Raw genomic sequence first — 24,197 nt, forward strand, 5'->3', positions numbered from 1 at the left:
GCGGCCGGCGACGGAGCTCTTGCTCACCAGACCCGGATCGGTGAGGCTGAGCCCGGTGATCTTTCCCCTCACGGTCGACCGGATTCTCGCCGACCGGTTCCGCGCCGAGTTCGGCCGCTCCGTCCTCACCGTTGCGGCGCCCACCGGTACCCACTTCGTCCTCGGCGGCCACGATCCGCAGGGTTCGGCGGACGGCTACCCGATCGGTGTCTACGCCGTTCCGCCGCCGACAGCCGCCCCCCGGGCGCACCTGGCGGCCCTCCAGTGGCTCAGGACCGGTTGGCGACTGCGAGCCGCGGCCTTCCACCCCACCGTGCCGCTGCTCGTCCTCGGTACCGGCTCCTATGACGGCGGCTACTTCTTCGAGGGAGAAGTCGTGCTCCTCGACCTCGCCACGGGCGAACACCGCCACCTCTTCGAGGAGGGCTGCCGGCGGGAGGTCCGCTCGCTGGAATGGACGGACGCCCACACCCTCCGGATCCTCCTCGCCCCGTACGACGACTGGGAGGACCGGGCCGCCTGGTTGGAGGGACACCGCGTCGACCTCGTACGCCCCGACTGGCGGACCGTCCCGGCTCACTCGGTCCGGCACACGGAGCTGACCGGACCGCGCGTGCCTGCTTCCCTGCCCGAACCCGCCCCGGCCCTCGCGGCACCGGACGCGGAGGGGCCGCGTCCTGGGGAAATCCGCTCCCTGACCGTCCTGCCTGACGGGGACATCCTGCTCACGGCGGACCATGTCCTGCTGGAGCGATGGTCGGCGCGGGGGGAGCGCCGGTGGTCGGTCCCCGCCGATCCGGACCTCGGCGGCGGCCGGACCGCGGTCGCTCTGCCCGAAGGGGACTCGGCCTGGGTGGAAGCCCTCGGCCCGTCGCACGGCGGCAGCGGGACGTTCCTCCGGATCGCTCTGTCCGACGGGACCGAACGTGGACGCCGCACCACCCCTGGTGCGGCCTCACTCGTCTCGACGTCCGAAGGCCCCTTGCTCGTGCCGACACGTGCGGGGTACGGGGAACGGGCACGGAGCCTGTTCCGGCACAGCCCCCACGCGATCTTCCGGGACGTCTCCGGATCAGCCTGCGTATGTGACTGTCCTTGGGATGACGACGAGGACTGCGACTGCCGCTGCACCTGCCCTGCCTGCGCCGGCGAGCGCGAGGACGCGGAGGTGTGGCTGACGGTGGTCGCCACCCGTCGCACCGGCCGCCCGGTAGACCTCGCGTTCCCCGCCGTCGAACGCTGCCGACGTGTCTTCCCCTGGTCCTGGGAGCCCGGTGAGACCCACGTCGGCGGCCCCGGCGTGGGGGTCGGGGAGACGGACCTGGTCATGGCCACCGTCCGCCACGACGGCCGGGTGGGTCCACCGGTACAGGGCTTCGTGGCCCGCCGTTCGACGGCCGAAGGCTCCACCGGCGCCCCTTCGTGGGTCTTCCCCGTCGACCGCACGCCGACCGCGCTCGACATCGACCCGGCCACCGGCACCGTTTTCGTCGCCCTCGGCAGCGGCGAGCTGATCGCCCTGGAGGCGACGACCGGCAGGCTCCTCGCCCGGGGCCATGTCCCTGTGCGCGGCGCCCCCGTCATCCCCACCGCGGTCACGGTCGCCGGCCCCGGCCGCATCCTGCTGGGCACCTGCGACGGCCGCGTCCTGATCGCTACGGCACGTTGAACCGTACGAGCGCCTGAGCCACCGGCGTGCCGCTGCGTCGCGCGTACGTCAACCGCTCACGCACCTCACGCAGCCCTCGGGGGCGGTATCCGGGCCCGCCGCAGCAGCTCTTGTGGAAGCCCACGCCCGCGTTCAGCAGCACGGCGAGGGCCCGCCATGCCGCGATGTCCCGGCGTCGCGGCGCCGCGAAGGCCGAGCCCGCGTGGATCATCGGCTCCGCGCAGTTCGGGCAGGTCCGCTGCCTCGCCCTGTCGTGGGGCTGCTTGTACGACACCCGGCAGGAGAGGCAGACGTACGACGTCTTCCCGTGGCTCATCGGCCCAGATCAGGGACGGGCGCGGGGCGGCGGCCAGCGGTTTTCCTCAGGCCTCGCGGTCGTCGCGCCGGCCGGCGTCCCGGTTGTTCCACTCCCAGGTCCAGAGCGCGGAGAGCCGGTGGTCGTGCTCGTAGCCGGGGCGGTGGTGCGCTCCCACGCGGGCGATCGCCTCGCCGGTGCGCGGGTCGTTCCGGCGGAGGAGGCCGTAAGCGGCGTTGAGGCGGGTGCCGAGGTCGTCCGCGCCGAGCAGGGACATCAGGGCGTCGGCGACCGCCGTTGTGCCGTCCTTGCCGTCGGCCGCGGCCTCCGCGGTGACGGCCCGTACATCGGCCACCGGATCCCGGAGCAACGCGACGACGGCGTCCGTGCACTCGGGACTTCCGTCGTGAGCCGCCGCCAGGGCCGCGCCGGCCGCCGCACGCACCGTCCCGTGCCCGTCCCCGGCCAGCTCCAGCAGTGTGGCCCGGGCCGCCGCACCGAGGGCGGGGCGCGCGTCGCCCCGGTCGAGGAGGAGGCCGGGGACCTGGGCGCGGACGCCCGGGTCGGGGTGGCCTGCGTGCCGCAGCCCCACGGCCTCCGCCTCCCGGTGTTCGAACTCGCCCAGGACGCGGAGCACCTCCGCGAGGACGTCCGGTTCGTCCTCCCCCTCCACGGTCCAGGCCACGAGGAGATCCGCCGTCTCCTTCTCGTAGGAGTTCCGACTGCTCGACCCCGTCAACTGGTAGCAGGTGAGCACGTCGAGGACAAAGTGGCGGTGCTCCGGGTCCGGGCTGCGGCGGTACGCCGTGACGGCCGACCAGGTCTCCTTGCTGCGGCGTTCGCTGAGTGCCCATCGGGCGGACGAGCGGTCGACGTGCTCCCGGTCGCGCGGTGCCACGGCCCTGTTCACCAGCTCGTCCACGGGCGTCAGGACGCGGAAGGCCCACTCCAGGTCCGTCAGGATCGCCCCGTGTCCGGCGCGGACCGTGACCTCGCCGAGCGTCAACTGCGTGACGTGGTCGTACGCGTCGTCCTTCACGCGGCACGCGCGCACGGATCCGGTCCCGCCCGCCCTGGTCCGCACTACGGCCTCCGCTCCCTGCTCGTACCGGTCCCGGGCGAGGGCGAGCAGGTGCGCCCTGCGGGACTCCGCCAGGCGCAGCCTGGGCTCCCGCCCCAGCACGGCCGTCACCATCGCGGGAGACCCCCCGTCCACGGCCCGTACCAGCGGGGTCGTTCCGTCCGGCAGCCCGTGGTCCGGGTCCGCGCCGCCCTCGACCAGTGCCCCCGCGACGGCGTCGTCGTACGCGGCGACCGCCCGGCACAGCACCGGCAGACCGTCGTCCGTGCGGGTGTCCGGATCCTCTCCCGCCGCCAGCAGGGCGGTCACCGTCTCCGCGTCCCCCCGCAGGACCGCCGCCACCAGATCCCTCGCGCCCATGTTCCGTGCCCCCGCTCCGTAACGCACCGCAGGGCCGACACCCCCGCGTGAGAGTAGTCAGCCGGCAGGCGGTCGGCGAGGCCGGGACGGCGGCGGGGCTCGCCCGGAGGGCGCCGGGCGGAGCGATACTGGTCCTGGCAGTCGCCTCGCCGGGCGGGCTCGGGCGGTGAGGTCCCATTCTTCAGTCGACGCATCGGTCGACGCCTTTGAGGGGAGCCGTTCATGACCACGGCGAAAGACCTGTTCATCATCGCGATGGACCCCGCGCCGGAACATCCCGTGGGGCAGGGCGATCTGTCGCTGGCCCTCGCCGGTGCCGAACTGCTCGACCTCCTCGACGCGGGGACCATCACCGTGGACGGCGACCTCGTCGTACCGGCCGGGTCGTCGGTGCCGGACGACCGGCTGCTCGCCGCGGCCGCCGCGGGTATCACCCGGCAGCCGCCCCACGAGCAGATCGAGGACTGGCTGTGGCGCCGGGGCCGGGACCTCGCGGCCGCCTACCAGGACGCACTGGAGGAGGACGGCGAGCTCACGCGGAAGCGGAGCGGCCTGCTGCCGTTCGGCCCGAAGGAGGTGGAGCTGGTGGACACGCCCGCCCGCCACCGGGCCGTGGCCCGCCGGGACGAGGGGGACCCGGTCCTCGCCTCCCTCGCGTCGGCCGTGGGCCTCGACGGCGAGCGGTCCGACGACGACGAACCCCACCTCGGCGACGAGACGGTGACCACCGTGGTCGCCACCGTCCATGAAGCGGTGATGGAACTGGAAGCCGTACGGCAGCGGCGGACCATCGAGAACACCGCCTTCGCCAACGTCTGGCGCGGCCCGTGAGCCGGCATCCGGCCTTCCCGGTTTGACCTTGACACGGTGACAAGCTCTTCACTGCTGGCCGAGGAGGTGGTCTCGATGACGGTCACGGGACACGGTACGGATGAGGCACGGGCGCTCCGGGCGCTGCGGGACGAGCGTTCGTCGGTACGGCTGAGCGCCGCTCTGGCGGTCGGCTCGACGCCGGATCCGCGCTTCGTCGGCCCGCTGGTCGAGCGGTGCGCGGTCGAGCCGGAGTTCCTCGTCCGCGACATGCTGACGTGGGCGCTCACCCGCCACCCGGTCGCCGACACCCTGCCCCTGCTGCTCCGGGAAGTCCGCTCGGAGCGTCCGCAGGCGCGGAGCCAGGCGCTGCACACCCTGTCCAAGGTCGGGGACCCGCGGGCGTGGCCCGCGATCACCCGGGCGCTCCTGACGGACGGCGACGACGAGGTCGCCCGGACTGCCTGGCGGGCGGCCGTCGTGCTCGTACCGGAAGGGGAGGAGGCCGCGCTGGCCGCGGTGCTGGTGGCGCAGCTCGGGCGCGGTGGGCAGGAGACACAGCTGAGCCTCAGCCGGGCGCTGGTCGATCTGGGGAGCGCGATGGGGTCGGCCCTGGACACCGCGCAGCGTTCCCCCGACCCGGACGTGCGCGCGCACGCGCTCGCCACCGAGCGGCTGCGGAACGATCCGGACACCGGCTTCGCGTTCGCTCTGGAGGAGGCGAAGCGCGTGGTGGCCCTGGGCGGGGCGAGCAGCAACAGCGAGGGAGAGTCGTAGCGCGTGTTGATCGGTGAGGTCGCCCGGCGGTCCGGGGTCAGCGCCCGCATGCTCCGGCACTACGAGTCGCTCGGTCTGGTGCGGCCCTCGGGCCGCACCGGGTCCGGCTACCGGGAGTATTCCGGGGAGGACGTCCGGCGCATCTTCCATATCGAGAGCCTGCGGGCGGTGGGACTGTCGCTGCGGGAGATCGGGCGCGCGCTCGACGATCCCGGCTTCACGCCCTCGGCGCTCGTCGACGACCTCATCCTCCGGACGCGCGAACGCATCGCCGCCGAGAGCGAGTTGCTCACCCGGCTGCGGCGCGTCCGCGCGGCGGACCCGGACGCCTGGGAGGACGTCCTCCAGGTCCTGGCGCTCCTGCGGGCCCTCGGGTCCACGAGTGCCGGCACCCGCCAGCGTGCGGCCCTCGCCTCGGTCGACGAGGTTCCGGTGGAGGCGCTGGCCCAGGCGGCGCTCGGCGAGGGCGACCCGTACGTCGCCGGGGCCCTGCGATGGGCCCTGTCCCGATCGGGCGGCGGCGCGGCGCTGCTGGCGGAGGGGCTCTCCTCCCCGGTCGCGGCGGTACGGGACCGTGCCGTCCGGTCCCTCGCCGAGCTGCCCGGCCGCGAGGCCGCCGCGCTGCTCCGGGACGCCCTCACGAGCCCCGACGCCGTGGTCCGGGGCCGGGCGGCGCTGGCGCTCGGGGCCCAGGGTGAGGCCGCCGCGATCCCGGTGCTCGTGGACATGATCGTCGCGGGAAGCAACGACACGGACGCGGCCGACGCGCTGAGCGTACTGGCCGGCGACGACGCGGCCGCGGACCGGATCGCGTCCCTCGTCGTCGGCCGCATCGGCGACGGAACCGCCGGGCCGCCCGCGCGCGGGCGGCTCACTCAGGCGCTGGCCGGCATCCCGGGCGCTACCGCCTCACGCGCCCTCGCGGACCTGGTGAGCGATGCCGACCGTGCCGTCGCGCTGACCGCCGCCTACCTCCTCCAGCTGCGCGGGGAGGGGTGAGGCGCCCCGCGCCGGCCGGTCCAGCAGCAGCGGAATCACCAGGGCGGGCAGCAGCCAGAGGAACACGATGAGGCGGAAGCCGTAGAGCTGGCCCAGGTTCGGGTGGCCGGCCTGGTTGAGGAGGCCCGCCGCACCCGCCGCCAGGGCGATGGGCAGCACCACGGAGCGCCGCCTCAACAGCGCCCAGGCCGAGAGCGCGAGCAGGACGGGGAGGACGGGGGAGGCGGCCTGGCGGCGCAGCCACGCCGACCAGAAGACACCCTCCTGCACGAAGAACTCGGGCCAGGGGTTGGGCAGATCGGGGCGCTGGTAGTGGTGGGTCAGCAGATCCTGGGCGCTGTCCTCGCCCATCGGCCACCCCAGCAGATGCGCTCCGGCATAGATGCACACCGTCAGGCCGGCGCAGAGCCCGGCCGCCCGGAGTACGGGCGTGAACTGCCGCTGCTTCAGGCGGAGCCACAGGGACCGGAGGACGAAGACCCCCGCGAGCGCGGCCGCCAGCAGCAGTGCCTGCGAGTAGCGGACGAGGAACATCAGGGCGAAGCCACCCGCGACGAGCGCCGCGCCCGTACGGGGCCGGTCCCGCAGCAGCAGGACACACCCGAGGACGACCGCCGTGCCCAGCGCCAGGGAGAGGCCGTCACTCAGGGGATTCATGGCGACGGTGCCGGTGGGCAGGGCGAGGTACAGGGCCTGCCCGGCCAGACCGGCGCGCCGGGAAGCGCCCGCCGCGCGGAGGGTGAGCAGGACGCAGACGCTTCCCGCGAGTGCGACGACGAGCCCCGCCAGCCAGAGGCCCCAGGTGGTGCCGAAGGCGGCCACGAAGGGAACCAGGAACAGCGGATAGCCGGGCCTGGCCTCGAAGATGGCCATGAACCGCTGGTTGGCGAACGGCGCGGTCATCCCTGACGTGTTGCCGTGGCGGGTCCAGTACGCGACCGAGTCGTTCAGCCGGCGTACGCACTGCTCCTCCGACTCCCCCACGGCCTTCCTGTTGGTCCAGGGGACGGGGCTCAGGGACGCGTGCTGTCCGCTGGCGCAGGAGTAGTCGATGGCCCTCCGGCCCGCCTCCTCGCGGCCCTCGCCGCTGAGGCTCAGGGCGTAGGAGAGGTAGTTCTTCGTGTCGGGCGAGGCCCGGCCGGTGACCGCCGTCAGCTGGAGCCCGGTGAAGGCCACGGCGATGAGCAGCATCCCGATGAGGCCAAGGTGCTGGGTTCTGCGGATGTTCGGCATCGGTCGGGCGCTCCCCTGCGTACGGCGGTTGCCTCATCAACGAGAGAACCGGCGCAGGGTGGCGTTCCGGGGCGGTTTACGGGGGCGGTTTCCGGGACACGGCGCATGCCGGTCGCGGCGGGCGATTCCGGGAGTCGGCGCGCGTGCCGGGCCCCTGGGCGTGCGCCGGGCCCGGCGGGCTCGGTGCCCGCTTACCGGCCGCGCGGCTTTCCGCGCTTGCCGCTCCGGCCGCCCGCCAGGCCGCCCGGTGAGGGCTTCCTGCCCGCCGCGGGCTTGTGCCGGGCACCGCCACCGCCCTGCCCACCGCCCGTACCGGCCCGCTTGCCCTTGGCCTTCTCCTTGGCCTTCGCCGTGGGGCGCTGCGGGGTGGCCGCGCGGCCCCGGGTGCTGTTGACGGTGCGGCCCCGGACGATCCCGATGAACTCCTCCACCAGGTCGGGGGCTTCCTCCGCCTGGGGCCACGACAGGGCGACGCGTGACTCGGGGGTCTCCGGGACCGGGCGGTAGGTGAGGTCCTTGCGGTGGTGCAGCCGGGCCAGGGACTGCGGGACGAGGAGGACGCCCACGCCCGCCGCGACCAGTTCGATCGCGTCCGCCGTGGTGGCCGGGCGCTCGACGGCGGGGCGGCCGGGCAGGGTCTCCCAGTCGAGGACGTCGTCCAGCGGATGCAGCACGATCTCGTCGGCCAGCTCGGCGAGCGACACCTTTTCGGCGGCGGTCGCCACGTGGTCCTTGGGGATCACCACAACGGTCGTCTCGGTGTAGAGGGGGATCGCGGCCAGGACGTCCCGGTCGACCGGCAGCCGTACGAGACCGGCGTCGGCGCCGCCGCCGGCCAGCAGTCCGGGGGCGTCGGCGGCGGTGGCCTGCACGAGCTCCAGTGGGGTGCCGGGCAGCCGCTCGTGCCAGACCCTCACCCACTTGGTGGGCGTCACGCCGGGGACGTACGCGAGCCGGAAGGATGAGGGGATGTCCGAGCCTGTCACGGAACCAGGCTACCGGTCGGTGGTCGGAGGTATGTCCCATGGTCGATACCCTGGACCCATGACGTCGCACAAGACCGCCCAGACCATGAAGCCCGCCACGGCGGCGAAGAAGCTGGGTGTGTACCTCCAGGCCACGCCCGCCGAGTTCCAGGAGGGTGCCGTCTCCCGCACCGAGCTCAACGCCCTCCAGACCGACCCGCCGGCCTGGCTGGTGGAGTTGCGCCGCACCGGTCCGCACCCCCGCCCGGTCGTCGCCGCGAAGCTCGGCGTCTCCATCGCGGGGCTGGCCCGCGGCGGGGTCACCGAGCCGCTCACCACCGAGCAGATCGACGCGCTGAAGGACGAGATGCCCGAGTGGCTCCAGAAGGAGCGCTCCACGCAGGCCGAGGTGCGCAAGGAGGCCGCTCGCATCAAGGAGCGCAACGCCGAGCGGGCCGCGCGCTCAGACGATCAGCAGTAGGTCCCCGGTCGGCGGCCAGGGCCTGCGGCCCCGGCCCCGCGGAAACTCGCCCGGGCTCACCGCACGGTGAATCGTGGCGGCCGGTTCGCGCGCGTCCTCGGTGAAGGTGTCCACCGGATCTTCCGCGCGGCACGCAGCTCCATGGCGAAGCCGAAGCCCCCGGGCCTCGGCCAGCGGGCGTCCGCCCTCGGCCGAGGCGGACCCGATCCGGCAAGGCGTAGTCGTCTGCTGCCGTCGGTGCGGTGTTCGCGGACGAATCCGCCGAGTTCCCGTGCGGCTTCGGTGCGTCGCATCGCCGTTCCACCCGTCGTGGACACCTCAAATACTGCCCGACCGCGGGGCGGGCACCACGGAATCGGCCGGACGCATGCCACGGGCCCGCGGCCGGTCCGCCCCACCGACGCGTACGTCGGTGGCGCGGCCGTGCACACGGGCCCGTCGGGTACCGCTCGGGTCTGCCGGTCGGGTCAGAGAACGCCGGACTCGGCGATGGTGACCTTGGCGCTGGTGCGGCCGCTGCCGGAGCCGAGCGCCTCGATCTTGCGGACGAGCTTCATGCTGTCCTCGTCGGCGACCTCGCCGAAGACCACGTGCTTGCCGTCCAGCCACGGCGTGAGCACCGTGGTGATGAAGAACTGCGAACCGTTGGTGTTCGGGCCGGCGTTGGCCATCGAGAGCAGGCCGACGCGGTCGTGCTTGAGCTTGAAGTTCTCGTCGGCGAACTTCTCGCCGTAGATGCTCTTGCCGCCGGTGCCGTCGCCGCGGGTGAAGTCGCCGCCCTGCAGCATGAAGTCCGTGATGACGCGGTGGAAGGACGAGCCGGCGTAGCCGAAGCCCTTCTCGCCGGTGGCGAGCGCGCGGAAGTTCTCCGTCGTCTTGGGGACGACGTCGTCGAACAGGTTGAACGTGATCCGCCCTGCGGGGGCGTCGTCGATGGTGATGTCGAAGTAGACCTTGGTTGTCATGGTGACATCCTCACATTCCTGGCAACCGCAGGTGAAACCCGGGTTGGTTCGGCACGTCGGACGTCCGGCTTCCGCTCACCCTCCGGCGGCTCCCCGGTGGGCCGCGTAAACGGCGTTCACCAGGGCGGTCTTGCGCGGGTCGTCGGCGAGCCGGGAGCCCATCCGGTTCATGACGTAGCCGAGGGCGATTGAGGCATCCGGGTCGGCCAGGCCGCAGGAACCGCCCGCGCCGTCATGGCCCAGCGCCCGCGGGCCGGGTCCGTAGGAGCGGTTCTCGCCGCTCAGCCAGAAGCCGAGGGCGATCTCCGTCTCGTGCGGGAAGCCGTCGCCGAGGACGAGGTCGCGGCAGGCCCCCTGCCCTTCCCCGGCGCGGGCGGCCGCCTTCTCGGAGAGAATCCGGCGGCCGTCGAGAGTGCCACGTCCGGCCAGGATCCCGTAGAGCGCGGCGACCGCCCGGGCGGTGCCGTGGCCGTTGGCGGCGGGGATCTCCGCCGCACGCCAGGCGGGGGTGTTGGCGGCGGCCCGGCCGGTGGGCGGGTTGAGCAGGGAGGCGACGGCGACCGGTGTCATCCGGTCCAGGAGGGCCGCCTGGGCGGCCCGGTCGGGGCGCTCCTGGACGAGTTCGGCGAGCCGGTGGGTCTCGCTCTCCGGGAGGCCGAAGGTGAAGTCGATGCCCAGCGGTCCGGTGATCTCCTGCCGGAGGAACGCCCCGGGCCGCAGCCCGGTGATCCGGCGGACCACTTCGCCGACGAGGAATCCGTAACTGATCGCGTGGTAGCCGGAGCGGGTTCCGGGCTCCCACCAGGGGGCGGTGGCGGCAAGGCGGGCGCAGGCCGTCTCCCAGTCGTACAGCTCCTCCAGGGAGAGCGGGGCGTCGGGCCCGGCCACTCCGGAGCGGTGCGACAGGAGGTGGCGCACGAGGACGGATTCCTTGCCGTTCGCGGCGAATTCGGGCCAGTAGTCGGCGACCGGGGCGTCGAGGTCGAGCAGTCCCCGGTCGGCCAGGACATGGGCGCAGAGCGCGGTCGGGCCCTTGCCGGTGGACCAGACGTTGACCAGGGTGTCCCGTTCCCAAGGGCGGGTGCGGGCCGCGTCAGCCCAACCGCCCCAGAGGTCCACCACAGTCGCGCCGTCGACCAGGACGGTCACCGCCGCGCCCAGTTCGCCGCGCTCGGTGAAGTTCCCCTCGAAGGCGTCCCGGACCCCGGCGAACCGGTCGTCGCAGTGGCCGTGGATCTGCGGCACGGGGCCTCCCTCGTCTCGGGCGCGCGTCCGGCGGCGGAACCGGATGCCCCACGCAACGTACCGACTGGTCGGACCGGAGGGAAGGGCCGGTGTCCCGGGAACGGCGGAGGGCCTGTGCGCCGGTGCCCGAATCAGCGGATGCCCGACTCCAGGCTCAGGCTCCAGCGGCCCGGCAGGCCGGTCAGCGTGATCGTCGACAGGGGGCGGACGTCGACGCTCCAGTACGTGGCGGGCGGGGCTTTCAGGGCGTAGACGAGCGCCGCCCGGATCACGGCGGGTTCGGCGACCGCGACGACGAGGCCGTCGTCGGCGGGGCGGGTGTCCAGCCAGCCGCCCACCCGCCCGATGAAGCCGAGCATCGACTCGCCGCCGTGCGGGGCGCTGCGCGGGTCGGCGAGCCAGCGGTCCACGGCGGCCGGCTCCCGGGCGGTGACCTCGCCCAGGGTCATCCCCCGCCAGCGGCCCATCTCCCAGTCGCGCAGGGCGGGTTGCGCCATCGGCGCGAAGCCGAGGGCGTCCCCGGTGGCGCGGCTGCGCGGGGTGGGCGAGCAGTAGCGCAGCTCGGCGGCGCCGAGCGGGACGAGCGTGTGGGCGACGAGCTGCACCTCGTGCCAGCCGGCCTGGTCGAGCGGCCGGTCGTCGTCGAAGCGCTCGGCCAGCCGGGAGGAGGTGCGCGCCGCTGCGACCAGGGAGACCCGAAGCGTCATGGCGGGATCGTGGGGCCGAACGCCTGTTTGGTCAAGAGGGCCTGTGCGCCGGGCGCCGCGTTCAGCTCTCCAGGAGGCCGTCGAAAGCGGTACGGAGGCGGCGGACGCCCTCCGCGATCTCGGCCGCTCCCGAGACCCCGGCGAAGCTCAGGCGGACGTGTCCGGCCGGGGGTTCGGCGCAGAAGTACGGGCGGCCTGGGGCGACGGCGACCGAGGCGCGCAGCGCGGCCGAGACGACGGCCGGCTCGTCGGCCCCCGTTCCCGCACCGCCGCCCGGGAGCCGGAGCCAGAGGCTGCCGCCGCCCGCCGGGAGGTGCGGCAGCGTGAGTTCCGGCAGTTCGCCGGCGAGGGCGGCCGCCATGGTCGTACGGCGGCGCCCCAGCTCGGCGGAGACGGCGGCCAGGTGGCGGCCCCAGGACGGGGAGCCGACGAGTTCCAGGGCGGCTTCCTGGAGCGGCCGGGGCACGAAGAAGCTGTCGACGACCTGGATGGCCCGCAGGCGCTCCAGCACCGGGCCACGGGCGGCCAGCGCGCCGACCCGGAGGCTGGGCGAGGTGACCTTGGTCAGCGAGCAGACGTGGACGACGGTCCCGTCGGGGTCGTCGGCGGCCAGCGGTGCGGGGAGCGGCCCCGAGTCGTCGTGGACGAGCCGGCGGGCGAAGTCGTCCTCGACCACGAACGCCCCGGCCGCCCGGGCGATGGCCAGGACCTCGGGCCGGCGGGCGGGGGCGAGGGTGGCCCCGGTGGGGTTCTGGAAGAGCGGCTGGGTGACGAAGACCCGGGCGCCGGTGGCCCGGAACGCGTCGGCGAGCAGCTCGGGGCGGACCCCGTCGGCGTCCATCGGCACGGGGACGGGGCGCAGTCCGGTGGCGCGGGCGGCGGCGAGCATCCCCGGGTAGGTCGGCGACTCCACGAGGACCGGGGCGCCGGGCGGGGCGAGTGCGCGCAGGGCGGTGGCCAGGGCGCCCTGGCCACCTGCGGTGATCAGGATGTCGGCGGCGCTGACGGCGGGGCCGATCTCGCGGGCGAACCAGGACCGCAGCTCGGGCAGCCCGTCCGTCGGAGGGCGGCTCCAGGCGCCCGGCCGGCGGCCCGCGCGGGCCAGGGCGGCGGACAGCGCCCGTTCGGGCTGGAGCGAGGCGTGGAGGTAGCCGCCGTTGAACTCGATGACGCCGGGCGGCGGAGCGGCGAGGGTGACCAGCACCCCGGAGGCGTCGACCGTACGGGGCACCACCTCGGGCCCGCCGTCGCCGCTCAGCGACACCTCCTGCCAGGACGTGTCGCCCGGGGCGGGCAGTGCGGCGCGGGGCTCCGCCCTGAACGCGCCGGAGCCGGGGCGGGTGGTGACGAGCCCCTCGGCGGCGAGCTGGGCGATGGCGCGGGAGACGGTGACGGGGCTGACCCGGAACCGTTCGACGAGTGCGCGACTTGACGGCAGCTTTCCACCGGGAGAGTAGCGGTTGAGCTCGACCCTCAGGGAAGTCACCAGTTCGGCGACGCTGCTACGCTCTTGCATGAGAGCACAGGATAGCGCTACCCCGTCATCAGCGATAGCGGTCGCCGAGCCGGCGGCCACCCCGCACTCCACTTCTCGGGCCGCTTCTTCGGCCGGCCCTCCGGCCGCTCCTCCGGTCGGCCGGAGCGGCACCGTGCTCGCCGGGCTCGGCGTCGTGGCGTTCTCGCTCACCTTCCCGGCCACGGCCTGGGGGCTGGAGAGCTTCGGCCCCTGGTCCCTGGTGGCGCTGCGCAGTGTGCTCGCCGCCCTGGTCGCGGGCGGGGTGCTGCTGGCCGCCCGCGTCCCGCTGCCCGCACGCCGCCACTGGGCCGGGCTCGCGGTGGTCGGCGGCGGAGTGGTCGTGGGCTTCCCGCTGCTGACGACGCTGGCCCTGCAGACCTCCACCACGTCGCACGCGGCCGTGGTCGTGGGTCTGCTGCCGCTGACCACGGCGGTGCTGGGGTCCCTGCGCACCGGCGAGCGGCCCTCGCGCACGTTCTGGATCGCATCCCTCGCCGGTGCGGCCGTGGTGATCGCCTTCACCGTGCAGCAGAGCGGCGGCGCCCTGACGACCGGCGATCTGTATCTGTTCGGCGCGCTGCTGGTCTGCGCGGCCGGATACACCGAGGGCGGCCGGCTGGCCCGGGTGATGCCGGGGTGGCAGGTGATCGGCTGGGCGCTGGTCCTGTGCCTGCCGCTCGCGGTGGCGGGCAGCCTGGTGGCCCTGCCGCTCGAACCCGTGCACCTGAACGCCCACGGCGTCCTCGGCCTGGTCTGGGTCGCTGCCGGATCGACCTTCCTCGGGCTGTACGTCTGGTACCGGGGGATGGCGGCGATCGGGGTGGCCCGCGCCAGCCAGCTCCAGCTCGCCCAGCCGCTGCTGACGCTCGTGTGGTCGTTCCTCCTGCTCGGCGAGGAGCTGTCGGCGGCGGCTCCGGTCGCGGCGGTGGCCGTACTCGTCTGCATCGCCGCCACCCAGCGGGCCGGCCGTCGCGCAGGACGGGAAGCCGGGACCGTACGGTCAGGACGGGAATCCCGGCCCGTACGGTCATAGACTTGTCGACACGGACACCGTCTTCCCCTGTGAGGAGGTCGCTCCCGATGGAGGCGCACACGGGCGACCGGCTGCTGATGCACGGCAGGACCGTGGGACAGCACGACCGGGTCGCCGAGATCATCGAGGTGCTCGGTGACGGGGGCGCTCCCCCGTACCGGCTCCGCTTCGACGACGGCCATGAACATCTGATGTCACCGGGTCCCGACAGCGTCGTCCAGCACATGGAGGCGCCGAAGGACGAGCAGGCGCGGTAGCAGCGCCGGGGGCCGGGACCGTGCGAAAGGGTCCCGGCCCCGGCGTCGGCGGCTCGGCCCGGATACCGCCCCGGGCGGCTCAGCCCGCGAACCGCCCCGGGACGCTCACCCCGAGAACCGGCCCCGATGGTGGAAACGGGTGCGGCCCCGGTCCGGATAGAGCCGGACGCGGTCCCGGTAGTGGTCGGCCACCACGCGTCGCATCGCGCCGATCCGGTCCGCCAGCACGCTCTTCCCGGAGAAGAACACGTGGCCGCCCGCCTCCTCGTGGTCCCGGGCGAGGGTGAGGTGGCGGGAGAGCTCCGCCGGGTCCTGCCAGGCGTCCGCCTGGGCCGGGTCGCCGGCCTTGTACAGCGCCTCGCCCACGTACAGCTCGACGCCCGTCCCCCGCACGGTCGCACTCCACCAGGCGAGGACCTTGGCGTAGTCGGCGGCGGTCTGGCCGATGTGCCAGTAGATCTGCGGGCAGATGTAGTCGATCCACCCTTCCTTGACCCACTTGCGGGTGTCGGCGTGCAGGTCGTCGTACGTCTGCACGCCCGCCCGCGTGTCCGACCCCAGCGGGTCGGTCTCCTTGTTCCGCCAGATGGCGAAGGGGCTGATACCGAAGCGGACGTGCGGCTTGATCGCCCGGATCCGCTCCGCCGTCTCGCGCACGAGCCGGTCGATGTTGTCGCGCCGCCAGGCCGCCCGGTCGGCGAAGCCGCCGCCGTACCGCTCGAACTCCGCGTCGTCGTCGAAGGTCTGCCCGGCCACCGGATACGGGTAGAAGTAGTCGTCCCAGTGCACCGCGTCGATGTCGTAGCGGCGTACGGCGTCCAGCATCGCGTCCTGGACGAAGCGGCGGACCTCCGGCAGCCCCGGGTTGTAGTAGAGCTTCCCGCCGTACGGCACGGTCCAGCCCGGGTTGAGCCGGGCCGGGTGGGAGGCGATGAGACGAGTGGGGTCGGTGTGGTTGGCCACCCGGTAGGGGTTGAACCAGGCGTGCAGCTCCAGGCTCCGGTCGTGCGCCGCGCGTACCGCCGTGCCGAGCGGGTCCCAGCCCGGGTCCTTGCCCTGGGTGCCGGTGAGGCAGGCGGCCCACGGCTCGTGGGGGGACGGCCACAGCGCGTCGGCGGTCGGCCGGACCTGGAACACCACCGTGTTGAGCCGCAGCTCCACGGCCCGGTCCAGGTAGGCGAACAGCTCGGCCTCCTGCCGTACCGCCGTGAGGCCCGGCTTCGAGGGCCAGTCGATGTTGGCGACGGTGGCGATCCACATGCCGCGCACCTCCCCCGCCGCCTCCGGCAGCCCGCCGCCCTTCCGCCTCCCCGTCGGGGAGGCGACCGCGTCACCGGCGGTCGTCATCGCCGCCAGCAGTCCGGCGGCGCTCAGCACGAACGCCCTTCTCGCCACACCTGTGCGCCGCATCCCGGCCCACCTCTCTCCGCCGTGTCCCGCACCTGACTCCGATGGCTCTACGTAACCGCATCATGCCCATCCGTAGCCGCCGTGACCCGCGGGACGTTCGCGACGGCATTCGGAGTAACGTCGTGGGGTCGGGGCGGGCACCGGAATCACACGGGACCCTGCGATACGGAGAAGAGCGAAAGGCACGAGGTGACGGACCTTATGGCCGACATTGCACGCGTCGGAGTGGTGGGCTGTGGCCAGATGGGCGCAGGTATCGCGGAGGTGTGCGCGCGCAGCGGCCTCGAAGTGAAGGTCGCCGAGACCACCGGCGAAGCGCTGGAGATCGGCCGCACCCGCCTGCACAACTCCCTCTCGAAGGCCGCCGAACGCGGCAAGATCACGGCGGAGGAGCGGGACGAGACCCTCGGCCGGCTGACCTTCACGACCGACCTCGGGGAGTTCGCCGACCGCGATCTCGTCATCGAGGCCGTCGTGGAGAACGAGCAGGTCAAGACGGAGATCTTCCAGGTGCTCGACCAGGTGGTGACCCGGCAGGACGCGATCCTGGCCTCCAACACCTCCTCGATCCCGCTGGTGAAGCTGGCCGTCGCCACCTCACGCCCGGACCGGGTCATCGGCATCCACTTCTTCAACCCGGCACCGGTGCAGAAGCTCGTCGAGCTGATCCCGGCGCTGACCACGTCGGACGAGACGATCCAGCGCGCCGAGGCCGTGGTGCAGGACGTGCTCGGCAAGCACCCGATCCGCGCCCAGGACCGCTCCGGGTTCGTCGTGAACGCGCTGCTGATCCCGTACCTGCTCTCCGCGATCCGGATGTTCGAGTCGGGCATCGCCAGCCGTGAGGACATCGACAACGGCATGGAGATGGGCTGCGCCCACCCGATGGGTCCGCTCAAGCTGGCGGACCTGATCGGCCTGGACACCGTGGCCTCGGTCGCGGACTCGATGTACGCCGAGTACAAGGAGCCGCTGTACGCCGCTCCCCCGCTGCTCCAGCGGATGGTCGACGCGGGCCGCCTCGGCCGCAAGACCGGCTCGGGCTTCTACGCCTACTGACCGTCCCCCGGGCGGGCCCGTCGCTCACGTCGGCGGGCCCGCCCGGGGCGCGTTCTCCGAGGTCAGGGCCGTGTGCGGCTCCGAAAGAGCCTCGTCTTTCACTGCCGACCCGACCCCGTGCCGGAGCGCTATGGAGCGACGGCGCGGATGCGTGGGCCCGAAGCCCGGGGCCTTTCAGCGCTGTCGCAGCCTTCCGTGCTTGTACTGCGAAAACCCCCTCGGATGTCCCTCCGACAGAGCTGAAAGTCCCTGAAAAGTCCCTGCGACTCGGACCTGGGACCTACGCATCGCGAGTCCACGAGCGGTCCGACACACCGTGCCCGGGAGTGCCGCCAGATGTTGTTTCGCCTGTTCAGAAGGCACTAGTTGGGTGCGCTCATGTTGTCCCGTGTCGGCATGCCCAGAGGGGTCCGCGCCTCCCCATCGCCCTCACTGACTGGCATCGGATGGAGACGCGGGCGCCCTGGCGTACGGGCTGAGTCAAGCAGCGCCGGGCTCCTCCAGCGCCACCACGACCATCACCGGAAGATCGGTGTCCTGCTGGATGACACCGGCAGTCAGGGTCCGGGCGCCAAGGGTCCACTTCTTCACCGCGATGAACTCGTCCCGGTCCGCCTCCGTCTGCTCAGCCTCGACGAGGTGGCTGGCAAGAGAGGATCCCTCGATCTCGGGGAGGAAGTCGGCCAGCACCTGCTTCCCCTGCTCGTAGACGGCATCCAGGTCGTCGAAGTAGCCCGATTCGTCGACGTCGCGGATCCAGACGGCGAACGAGACGCGGACCGCACCGGTGCGGAACGTCTGGATCCAGCCCCGGACACCGCCCTTGTGCCACGACGTCTCCACGCCGTCGCGTGGCTTACCTCTGGGCGTCCACTCCTGGGCCCCGAAGCACGCCGCCGCGCTCCCGGCGGCCACCGGGGTGATGTCCTTCAGCTCTTCCAGCATTGCGATTACTTCAGCCATGAACTCATTCCACTCATACCGTTGCCAGGCACGTGATACACCTTCAGCTGCCCGCTGGCGTAGGCCTCGGGGAAGGCCTTGGACAGCACTTCGTTCACATGCGCGGCACCCCATTCGTTGGACACCATATAGCGGACTCCCTTGCCTCCTAGATCCTCGTTAAGGGCGAGCAGTTTGTCGGCCTGCGTGGTGAGCCGGCTCTCGTTGTAGAAATCGAAATCGGGGTTGTACGGGGAGCTATCCCATTCACCGACGTTGTCACCGCCGGTCCACTTCGCCTCCGTGATCCAGCCGTCCTGCGGACCGCCGTCGACGTGGACCTCCCGGCCGTCCGGCAGGATCCATTGCTGCTCGTAGCTCTGGTCGGTGACAAGGCGCTGGTACCGGAACGACGGGCGTGTGAGCTGGTTGTCCGTCAGCCAGCCCAGGCCTTTGAACCGCGAGTACGGCGATAGCCCGAGGGGGTCGCAGACGGTGAACGGATTGTGCACATAAGCGACCGGATTCGGCGCTGGGCCGAGGCCGAGCGGGTCCGGGGAGGTGTAGCGACCGGTCTCGGGGTCGTAGTGGCGGAAGAGGTTGTAGTGGAGACCGGTCTCCGGGTCGTAGTACTGGCCGGGGAAACGTAGCGGGGTGTAGGCCGTACTGGAGCGGGCCCAAGCAGTGGTGCCCCAGAGGGTGCTTCTGGCACGCCAGGCGATCTCGCCAGACTCGTCGACCAGTTCGGTGGGCGTTCCCACGAGGTCGGTGGCTATGGCGAAGAATCGGCGGTCGATCTCCTCCTGCCGCGTGTCCGGGGTGAGGAGGCGTTCCGTCTGGGACAGCGGGACCAGGCCACAGTGGTCCCAGGTGAGGGCGACCGTGTGTGGCTGGCCCTGTGTGTGGACGGTCTGTTCGCACAGGGTCGTGCCGTCCCAGGAGAAGCGGACCTCTTCTGCGACGCTCTCGCCGTCGTCGGCGAGGCGCTGTTTTGCCGTGCGGCGGCCCAAGGGGTCGTAGAGGTAGCGCCAGCGGGTGCCGTCGGGTGTGACCACGGCGGCGAGACGATCCTCCGCGTCCCATTCATAGCGCCAGGTGTCGGGCTTGCGTGACAGACGGGTTCTTTGGCGCAAGGTCACGCGGCCGAGGGCGTCGTGTTCGAAGCGGACTTTGCCGGCCCTGGTGACGGAGGTTCCGGTGTAGGAGCGGGGGCCGGTGGCGTCGTGGCCGGGGTGTGAATCGGGCCAGGAGGCCGCCGTCTGGTTGCCGGCGGCGTCGTAGGCGTAACTCTCGGTCCACCCCTCGGCGTGGACCCCGGTGACCCGTCCGGACGCGTCCAGATCGAAGCTTCGGGAGCCTGAAAGATCGTCGGTCACGGAGGTGAGGTAGCCGTCGGCGCGGTGGGCGTATTGCCGGCGGTTGAGGGCGCGGCCCCCAACAGTCAGGTGCTGCGCGCAGATCCTTCCGGCCTCGTCCCAGGCGGAGGCGAGAGTGAGGGATCCACCGAAGACGCGCTCGAGTTCCCGGCCGGCCGCGTCGTGGGTGAAGGCTATCTCGCGTCCGCCGCTGGATATCCGGGCGGCACGGCCGGCGGCGTCGTAGCCGTACTCGGTAACCGCGCCGGTGGGGGTGATGCGGCGTGCCCGACGGCCCAGGGTGTCGTAGGAGTAGTTCATGGCGCGGCCGTCGACGAGTTCTGTCTTGGTCCGGCCACGTCGGTCGTACGCGTAGACGATCTCGCTGTCCGGTCCGGCCGCGTGCAGCAGGCGTCCGGCCCGGTCGTACGCGTAGGTGGTCACCTTGCCCGCCACGTCCTTGCGGACCGCTTGGCCGAGCTGGTCGTAGATGTAGGACACGGTCCGGCCGAGGGCGTCGGACCGGGCGATGAGCTGCCCGGCGGCGTCGTATCGGTAGGTGAGGGTGCGGCCGTCGAAGTCCGTCTCGGAAGCGAGCCGTCCGGCGGCGTCGTATGTATAGGACCAGGTGCCGTGTGGGCCGGTGACCCGGATCAACCGCAGATGCGCGTCGTGCTCGAACGTGTAGCGGCTGCCGTCAGGTCCGGTGCGGGTGGTGAGCAGGTCGAAGTGCGTGTACTCGAAGCGGGATATACCGCCGGCCAGGCCGGTGTGGCTGAGGGGGTTGCCCTCGCCGTCGTACGTCCACGACTCAGCGGCACCGTCCGGGGCGACACGGCGGGCGAGATTGCCGTCCTCGTCCAGGACGACCCGCGTCACACCGCCCATCGGGTCGACGGTGCGTATGATCCGGCCCAGAGCATCGCGCTCCAGGTGGGTGGTGCCGCCCGCCGGGTCGGTCACTGCCACCGGCAGCCCAGCGGCGTCGCAGCGCACGGTGGTGGTGGCGCCGAGGGCATCAGTGACGGTGGTCAGCCTGCCCCGGCCGTCGTAGGCGTACCGGGTGGTGGCGCCGGCCGGGTCAGTGACTGCGGTGCGGCTGCCGTGCTCGTCGAATTCCTGGAGCCAGCGGGCGCCGTCCGGCCCGCGGAATTCCGTGGATGCACCCGACGGGTCCCGCACGGTGCGTAGTTCGCTCCCGTCTGGACGGGTGACGGCGAGCAGGCGGCCGTCCTCGTCGTGGGTGAAGGCGGTGGTGCGGCCCAGCGGATCGGTGCGGGTCAGGGTGTTGCCGCGGTTGTCGTAGGTGAAGCGGGTGGTATGGCCGAGCGGATCGGTGGTAGCCACCACTCGGCAGTGGCGATCGATCCGGTGCCGGGTCGTGTGTCCGCCGGCCGTGGTGAGGGTGGTGGTGCGAAGTCCGGTGTCCGGATCGGGTTCGGTGTAGGTGAGGGTGATCTGGATGTGGCCGGCCTGACCGCCCTCCTCGATGACGCGGTCTCGATCGTCGTATGTGTAGTCGTAGCGGCTGTTGTTGGAGTCGATCCAGGCGGTGACGCGGCGGCGGTCGTCGTGGACGAAGGTGGTGGTGGCGCCGGACGGTTTGACTACGGTGGTGAGGTTTCCGTCCTCGTATCCGTAGCGCATCAGAGGCAGGTCCGCCCCGTTCTCTCCCGCTCCCGCCAGGGCCAGGGCCGTGACCCGACCGTCGCTCACCGCGACAGAGACACGGCGGCCGGCGGAGCAGGTCAAGGCAAGCGGGGTGCCGGTTTCGGTACGCTCCACGGCCCACCAGTTGCCGTGGCGGTCCTCGACCCGGTCCAGCCAGGCATCACCGTCGCCGCCCGGTTCGCTGTCGGCCGGGGCGGTGAAGTGACAGACCAAGCCCGTGCCGGGATCGGTGACGGTGTAATCGCCGGTCACGTCACGGGCCAGCAGTGTGCGGGCGGTCCCGGACTCCGGTTCGGTCGGGGCGCCTGGGGCGGGGTGCGGATAGGCAATCAGGAGGCCGTCGGCGGTGACGTGGACGACGCCGGCAGCGTCGATCTCCAGGCGCTCGTCGACGGTGGAGGTCCAAGAGGGGCCGAGGAACCGGCCTGCCGACAGACCGGACTCGGTGCGGCGGGTGAAGACCAGCGGCAGGGTTCCCGGCAGCACCAGGTCGGTCTGGGGCAGGAACATCCGTCCCGATGCGAGGTCGACCGGATCGGTGTTGGCGACGACGCGGTGCCCGTCGGGACGGTTGTGGGTGCCGTTGGGGGCGTTGTCGAGCAGCCGACGGGCCCGGGCGGCCTTCGCCATATCCGCAGCAAGGCGGACACCCTTGGCGACGGCGCCGCCACCGCCGGTGGCCGCGGTCAGTGCCGCGTCGGGCAGCAGCCGGCCGAACCCTTCCGCGGGGTCCTTCATGAAGTCGCTGATCATCTGCTTGCCGGTGCCGACCGGGTCGTTGGCGGTGACGACCAGACCGGCGGCCAGACTGTTGAGGCTGGTGGCGTACTCAGCGGGGTGAGTGATGTTGTACGGGTCCAGCGGGTTGATCCCCCGGACGAAGTTCAGCAGCCCTGCGGTGCCCTTGATGACGCCGCCGCGGACGTGGTCGTTGATGATCTGCAGTTCCTGCAGACCGCCGGCCACCTGTTGGGCGTACGTGGGCTTCTCAGGGGCCTTGTCGCGGGCTGCGCGGACGGCGCTGCGGGCGGTCTCCGCAGCAGCGTTCCGCTGTTCGCGGGCCTGGGCGAGGAGTTCCTGCGCGTCCTGCATGATCGATTTGCCGGGGTCGTCGAACGTCGGCGCTAGGCAGGGTGGCAGAGTGCCGGGGTTGCGCTCCTCGGGGGCCTGCGCGTTGTAGCGGTTCACGGCCTTGTTGTAGTCGTCGATCCGCTTGCGGTGTCCGTCGGCCGCGCCCTGGGAGGCTTTGACGCCTTCCTTCCACATGTCGATAGCCGTCTGCGCCTGGTTCTGTGCCCAGGTGACGGTGTAGGCGAACGCCTCCAGCGCGGCAGCAGCCTTCTCGAAGGCATCGGCACCGGTGAACCACTTCGGCGGCTGGGTACTCACCGCCGTGCGCAGGGCATTGGCCGTCTCGCCCTTCAGCCGCGAGGAGTCGAGGCCCTTCAAACCGCCCCCGGCGTCGTCGAACGCCTTCTGAAAGGAGCGAAGTTGTTCCGCCGTGGCATGGAGCTTGCTGGAGCTTCCGTACACCAGCTTGGTCTTGTCCTCGGTCTGCCCGAGGTCCATTTCGTCGACATCGGCGCCCATCCGGTTCGCAACCGAGCGCGACTGCTCCCGCACCCAGTCCGAACCGGATTCCCAGCCCACGTCGTCCAGCCGGTCCGCCGTCCAGTTCCCGGCGCCCTCGACCCGGTTGCCGGCCCACTCCACACCGTCCTCAACCACGTCCTCAACCGAGTCGGGCGTGATGTCCCTGATGAAATCCTCGACGCCCATCCTCAGTCGTCCCCGCCTGCGCTCGCGTCGCCCTGTTGCGGTGCCTGCTGGGCGCGTTCCTCGGGCGACGGCCCGAACGCGTCGTCCAGTGCCCGGTCCCACTGCCCCTCGCTGAGGCCGAGCTCGGTCTTGAGCCTCTCCGCCTCCCGACCGCCCTGTCCCTCGGTGAGAACGGTGCGGCCGGTGTCCTTCCAGGTCTGCTCCACGTCCTGGCCGGCCTTCTCGAACGACTCGGCACTCCAGTCCGGGTCCAGGTAGTCGGGAGTCAAGATGTCGCCCCAGCCCTGCTGGGAAATGTCCTCCTCGCTGGCGTGTGGGCTACCGCCCATCGCTGCGCTGACGCCGACCTTGAAGGAACCCTCGACGTACTGGTCGTGCTCCCACTGCGTGCCCGCCGCCAGCCCGAGACGGTCCGCGAGCGCGCTCGCGTCGCTCACCAGGGCGCGTACTCCCCACTCCCACCGTTCGCAGAAATCCTCGAAATCCACCGACAGCCCTCGATGCCCTGCCTCCATGCCCGTCATGGCCAGACCCGAGAACCCTTTGCCCATCACCGACCCGGTGGCGCCGCCGAGTTCGCCGAGTTGATCGATGGTCGCGCCCACACCCCGCGCGAACTTCGCCACCGACGTCTGGTCGAAGGCGAGGTCCGATCCGTCAGCGCTCACGGCCGGCCCCCTCCTGCGCCGCGCCGGAGTCGACCGCGACGCCGTCCGGGACGACGCCGAGGACCGGCGGGAAGAACATCGCCCCGTCCTCGTCGGCGATGTCCACCGCGAGCCCGGCGGGTTCGTCCAAAGTCGGCACGATCTCGTCCACGATCCGCGCCCCGAGCAGCGCGACGTAGTCCATCAGACGATCACCCGGGCCGTGGTGAACAGCGAAGCGGGCCAGCGCCGTCTCGTCCGTGAACGCACAGATCCACCGAACACCGCCCGATCGGGCACTCCACAGGCCGGATTCCCCCGACGGAACCAGAAGAACCGTGCGCCGCATCTCACCCACCAACGCCCGTGGATCACCAACCCCCGCCCGTTGCTCGGATATTCGTTGGGCGAGCATCGTCCTCTGCTGTCCCACGGGTCCCCCTCGTCCTGGTCGGCTGATGGCACCGTAAGGCAGAACAAGTATGCGGGTGGGCCGGTTCTCGCAGGTCCAAGTGCCCCCGTCCCTCCGCCTCATGGGCATGGGCACCTCCTGTACGTCCCGCCGAGACCGTCGAGTGGGAGCGTCACCGGCCTCCGGCGACAGAATGTCCCGTCTCCTTGAGTATGAAAGGAGCCGGGCCGTGATCCACCGGCGAAGCCAGGGCGGAGGAGGCGATCCTCCACGCGGGCGTCCGCAGCTGGTACGAAGGCCATGTCCAAGGTGAGGACGAACGCCCGGGCGCGACTTCCGGGGCAGGCCGCCCAAGAACACCGACCGCGGCTGAACCGTCCCTTGGTCGCCTACTCCAGACGGACGCCGTCGAACCGAGCGCGGTCAGGCGGTCCTCGACGCTTGGGTAGGCAATTTTTCCCCGACCACCGACCAGGGCGCCCAGCGCCGACCAGTTGTACGCGAGTACAAGGAGCCGCTGTACGCCGCC

General features: G+C 72.1%; 21 protein-coding genes. 8 read left to right on the forward strand and 13 right to left on the reverse strand.

From position 1 onward, the window contains the following. The first annotated feature begins 55 nt into the window (after nt 1-55). Complete coding sequence (locus D3105_RS10875; protein ID WP_118902712.1) at nt 56-1,669, forward strand: PQQ-binding-like beta-propeller repeat protein; 1,614 nt, start codon at nt 56-58, stop codon at nt 1,667-1,669. Here D3105_RS10875 and D3105_RS10880 read toward each other — a convergent pair. Together D3105_RS10880 and D3105_RS10885 are read right to left on the reverse strand one after the other, a co-directional pair. Further along, nucleotides 1,656-1,985, reverse strand: coding sequence for a deoxyxylulose-5-phosphate synthase (locus tag D3105_RS10880; protein WP_118902715.1), 330 nt, complete (start codon nt 1,983-1,985; stop codon nt 1,656-1,658). The two genes, D3105_RS10875 and D3105_RS10880, sit on opposite strands and share 14 nt — an antisense overlap. 46 nt (nt 1,986-2,031) lie before the next feature. Further along, on the reverse strand, nt 2,032-3,405 hold the full coding sequence (locus tag D3105_RS10885) for a HEAT repeat domain-containing protein (protein ID WP_118902718.1): 1,374 nt from the start codon (nt 3,403-3,405) through the stop codon (nt 2,032-2,034). Nucleotides 3,406-3,627: 222 nt separating this feature from the next. Here D3105_RS10885 and D3105_RS10890 point away from each other — a divergent pair, with 222 nt between their 5' ends. The 3 genes from D3105_RS10890 to D3105_RS10900 all read left to right on the forward strand — a co-directional run bounded on the left by D3105_RS10890 (nt 3,628) and on the right by D3105_RS10900 (nt 5,991). Continuing rightward, on the forward strand, nt 3,628-4,236 hold the full coding sequence (locus tag D3105_RS10890) for a GOLPH3/VPS74 family protein (RefSeq protein ID WP_118902721.1): 609 nt from the start codon (nt 3,628-3,630) through the stop codon (nt 4,234-4,236). A 75-nt stretch (nt 4,237-4,311) separates the two neighbouring features. After that, a complete protein-coding gene (locus D3105_RS10895) occupies nt 4,312-4,992 on the forward strand; it encodes a HEAT repeat domain-containing protein (RefSeq protein ID WP_118902723.1) in 681 nt (226 codons plus the stop codon). A 3-nt stretch (nt 4,993-4,995) separates the two neighbouring features. After that, nucleotides 4,996-5,991, forward strand: a complete 996-nt coding sequence (locus D3105_RS10900; RefSeq protein ID WP_118902726.1) for a MerR family transcriptional regulator — start codon at nt 4,996-4,998, stop codon at nt 5,989-5,991. Here the strand turns inward: D3105_RS10900 and D3105_RS10905 are convergent. Further along, a complete protein-coding gene (locus D3105_RS10905; protein WP_118902729.1) occupies nt 5,902-7,224 on the reverse strand; it encodes a hypothetical protein in 1,323 nt (440 codons plus the stop codon). The genes D3105_RS10900 and D3105_RS10905 overlap by 90 nt on opposite strands. 191 nt (nt 7,225-7,415) lie before the next feature. Beyond that, on the reverse strand, nt 7,416-8,210 hold the full coding sequence (locus tag D3105_RS10910) for a LysR family substrate-binding domain-containing protein (protein WP_118902732.1): 795 nt from the start codon (nt 8,208-8,210) through the stop codon (nt 7,416-7,418). Between the two features lie 58 nt (nt 8,211-8,268). On the opposite strand from D3105_RS10910, the gene D3105_RS10915 reads away from it, so the two are divergent. Further along, a complete protein-coding gene (locus D3105_RS10915) occupies nt 8,269-8,670 on the forward strand; it encodes a DUF5997 family protein (RefSeq protein WP_118902735.1) in 402 nt (133 codons plus the stop codon). A gap of 467 nt (nt 8,671-9,137) precedes the next feature. On the opposite strand, the gene D3105_RS10925 is transcribed toward D3105_RS10915, so the two are convergent. The 4 genes from D3105_RS10925 to D3105_RS10940 form a co-directional block, all read right to left on the reverse strand. Continuing rightward, a complete protein-coding gene (locus D3105_RS10925; protein WP_030712369.1) occupies nt 9,138-9,635 on the reverse strand; it encodes a peptidylprolyl isomerase in 498 nt (165 codons plus the stop codon). Between the two features lie 75 nt (nt 9,636-9,710). Further along, nucleotides 9,711-10,880, reverse strand: coding sequence for a serine hydrolase domain-containing protein (locus D3105_RS10930; protein WP_118902738.1), 1,170 nt, complete (start codon nt 10,878-10,880; stop codon nt 9,711-9,713). Nucleotides 10,881-11,011: 131 nt separating this feature from the next. After that, a complete protein-coding gene (locus D3105_RS10935; protein ID WP_118902741.1) occupies nt 11,012-11,587 on the reverse strand; it encodes a histidine phosphatase family protein in 576 nt (191 codons plus the stop codon). A 61-nt stretch (nt 11,588-11,648) separates the two neighbouring features. Next, entirely contained in the window at nt 11,649-13,103 is a 1,455-nt protein-coding gene (locus D3105_RS10940) for a PLP-dependent aminotransferase family protein (protein WP_118902744.1), read from the reverse strand. A 133-nt stretch (nt 13,104-13,236) separates the two neighbouring features. Between D3105_RS10940 and D3105_RS10945 the strand changes: the two genes are divergently transcribed. Then, the gene (locus D3105_RS10945) at nt 13,237-14,136 is read left to right on the forward strand and encodes a DMT family transporter (RefSeq protein WP_425315733.1); all 900 of its coding nucleotides are present in this window, start codon (nt 13,237-13,239) and stop codon (nt 14,134-14,136) included. 47 nt (nt 14,137-14,183) lie between these two features. Further along, the gene (locus D3105_RS10950) at nt 14,184-14,393 is read left to right on the forward strand and encodes a DUF1918 domain-containing protein (protein ID WP_030712361.1); all 210 of its coding nucleotides are present in this window, start codon (nt 14,184-14,186) and stop codon (nt 14,391-14,393) included. 105 nt (nt 14,394-14,498) lie between these two features. Here D3105_RS10950 and D3105_RS10955 read toward each other — a convergent pair whose 3' ends face one another. Then, the gene (locus D3105_RS10955) at nt 14,499-15,803 is read right to left on the reverse strand and encodes a glycoside hydrolase family 10 protein (RefSeq protein ID WP_240646867.1); all 1,305 of its coding nucleotides are present in this window, start codon (nt 15,801-15,803) and stop codon (nt 14,499-14,501) included. A gap of 201 nt (nt 15,804-16,004) precedes the next feature. Between D3105_RS10955 and D3105_RS10960 the strand changes: the two genes are divergently transcribed. After that, entirely contained in the window at nt 16,005-16,862 is an 858-nt protein-coding gene (locus tag D3105_RS10960; RefSeq protein ID WP_118902753.1) for a 3-hydroxybutyryl-CoA dehydrogenase, read from the forward strand. Between the two features lie 480 nt (nt 16,863-17,342). Here D3105_RS10960 and D3105_RS10965 read toward each other — a convergent pair whose 3' ends face one another. From D3105_RS10965 to D3105_RS10980, 4 genes are read right to left on the reverse strand one after another with little or no spacing between them, the layout of a single operon-like run. After that, nucleotides 17,343-17,825 (reverse strand): hypothetical protein, encoded by a 483-nt coding sequence (locus tag D3105_RS10965; protein ID WP_118902755.1) that lies wholly within the window; start codon nt 17,823-17,825, stop codon nt 17,343-17,345. After that, entirely contained in the window at nt 17,813-22,609 is a 4,797-nt protein-coding gene (locus tag D3105_RS10970) for a putative T7SS-secreted protein (protein WP_118902758.1), read from the reverse strand. Before D3105_RS10970 ends, D3105_RS10965 begins: the two co-directional genes overlap by 13 nt. A gap of 2 nt (nt 22,610-22,611) precedes the next feature. Beyond that, the gene (locus D3105_RS10975) at nt 22,612-23,277 is read right to left on the reverse strand and encodes a hypothetical protein (protein ID WP_118902761.1); all 666 of its coding nucleotides are present in this window, start codon (nt 23,275-23,277) and stop codon (nt 22,612-22,614) included. Then, complete coding sequence (locus D3105_RS10980) at nt 23,267-23,605, reverse strand: SseB family protein (RefSeq protein WP_118902764.1); 339 nt, start codon at nt 23,603-23,605, stop codon at nt 23,267-23,269. The genes D3105_RS10975 and D3105_RS10980 overlap by 11 nt, the downstream gene beginning before the upstream one ends. Nucleotides 23,606-24,197 lie beyond the last annotated feature (592 nt).

Source organism: Streptomyces globisporus (genome assembly GCF_003501885.1).
In the GTDB taxonomy this organism is placed as follows: domain Bacteria; phylum Actinomycetota; class Actinomycetes; order Streptomycetales; family Streptomycetaceae; genus Streptomyces; species Streptomyces globisporus_D.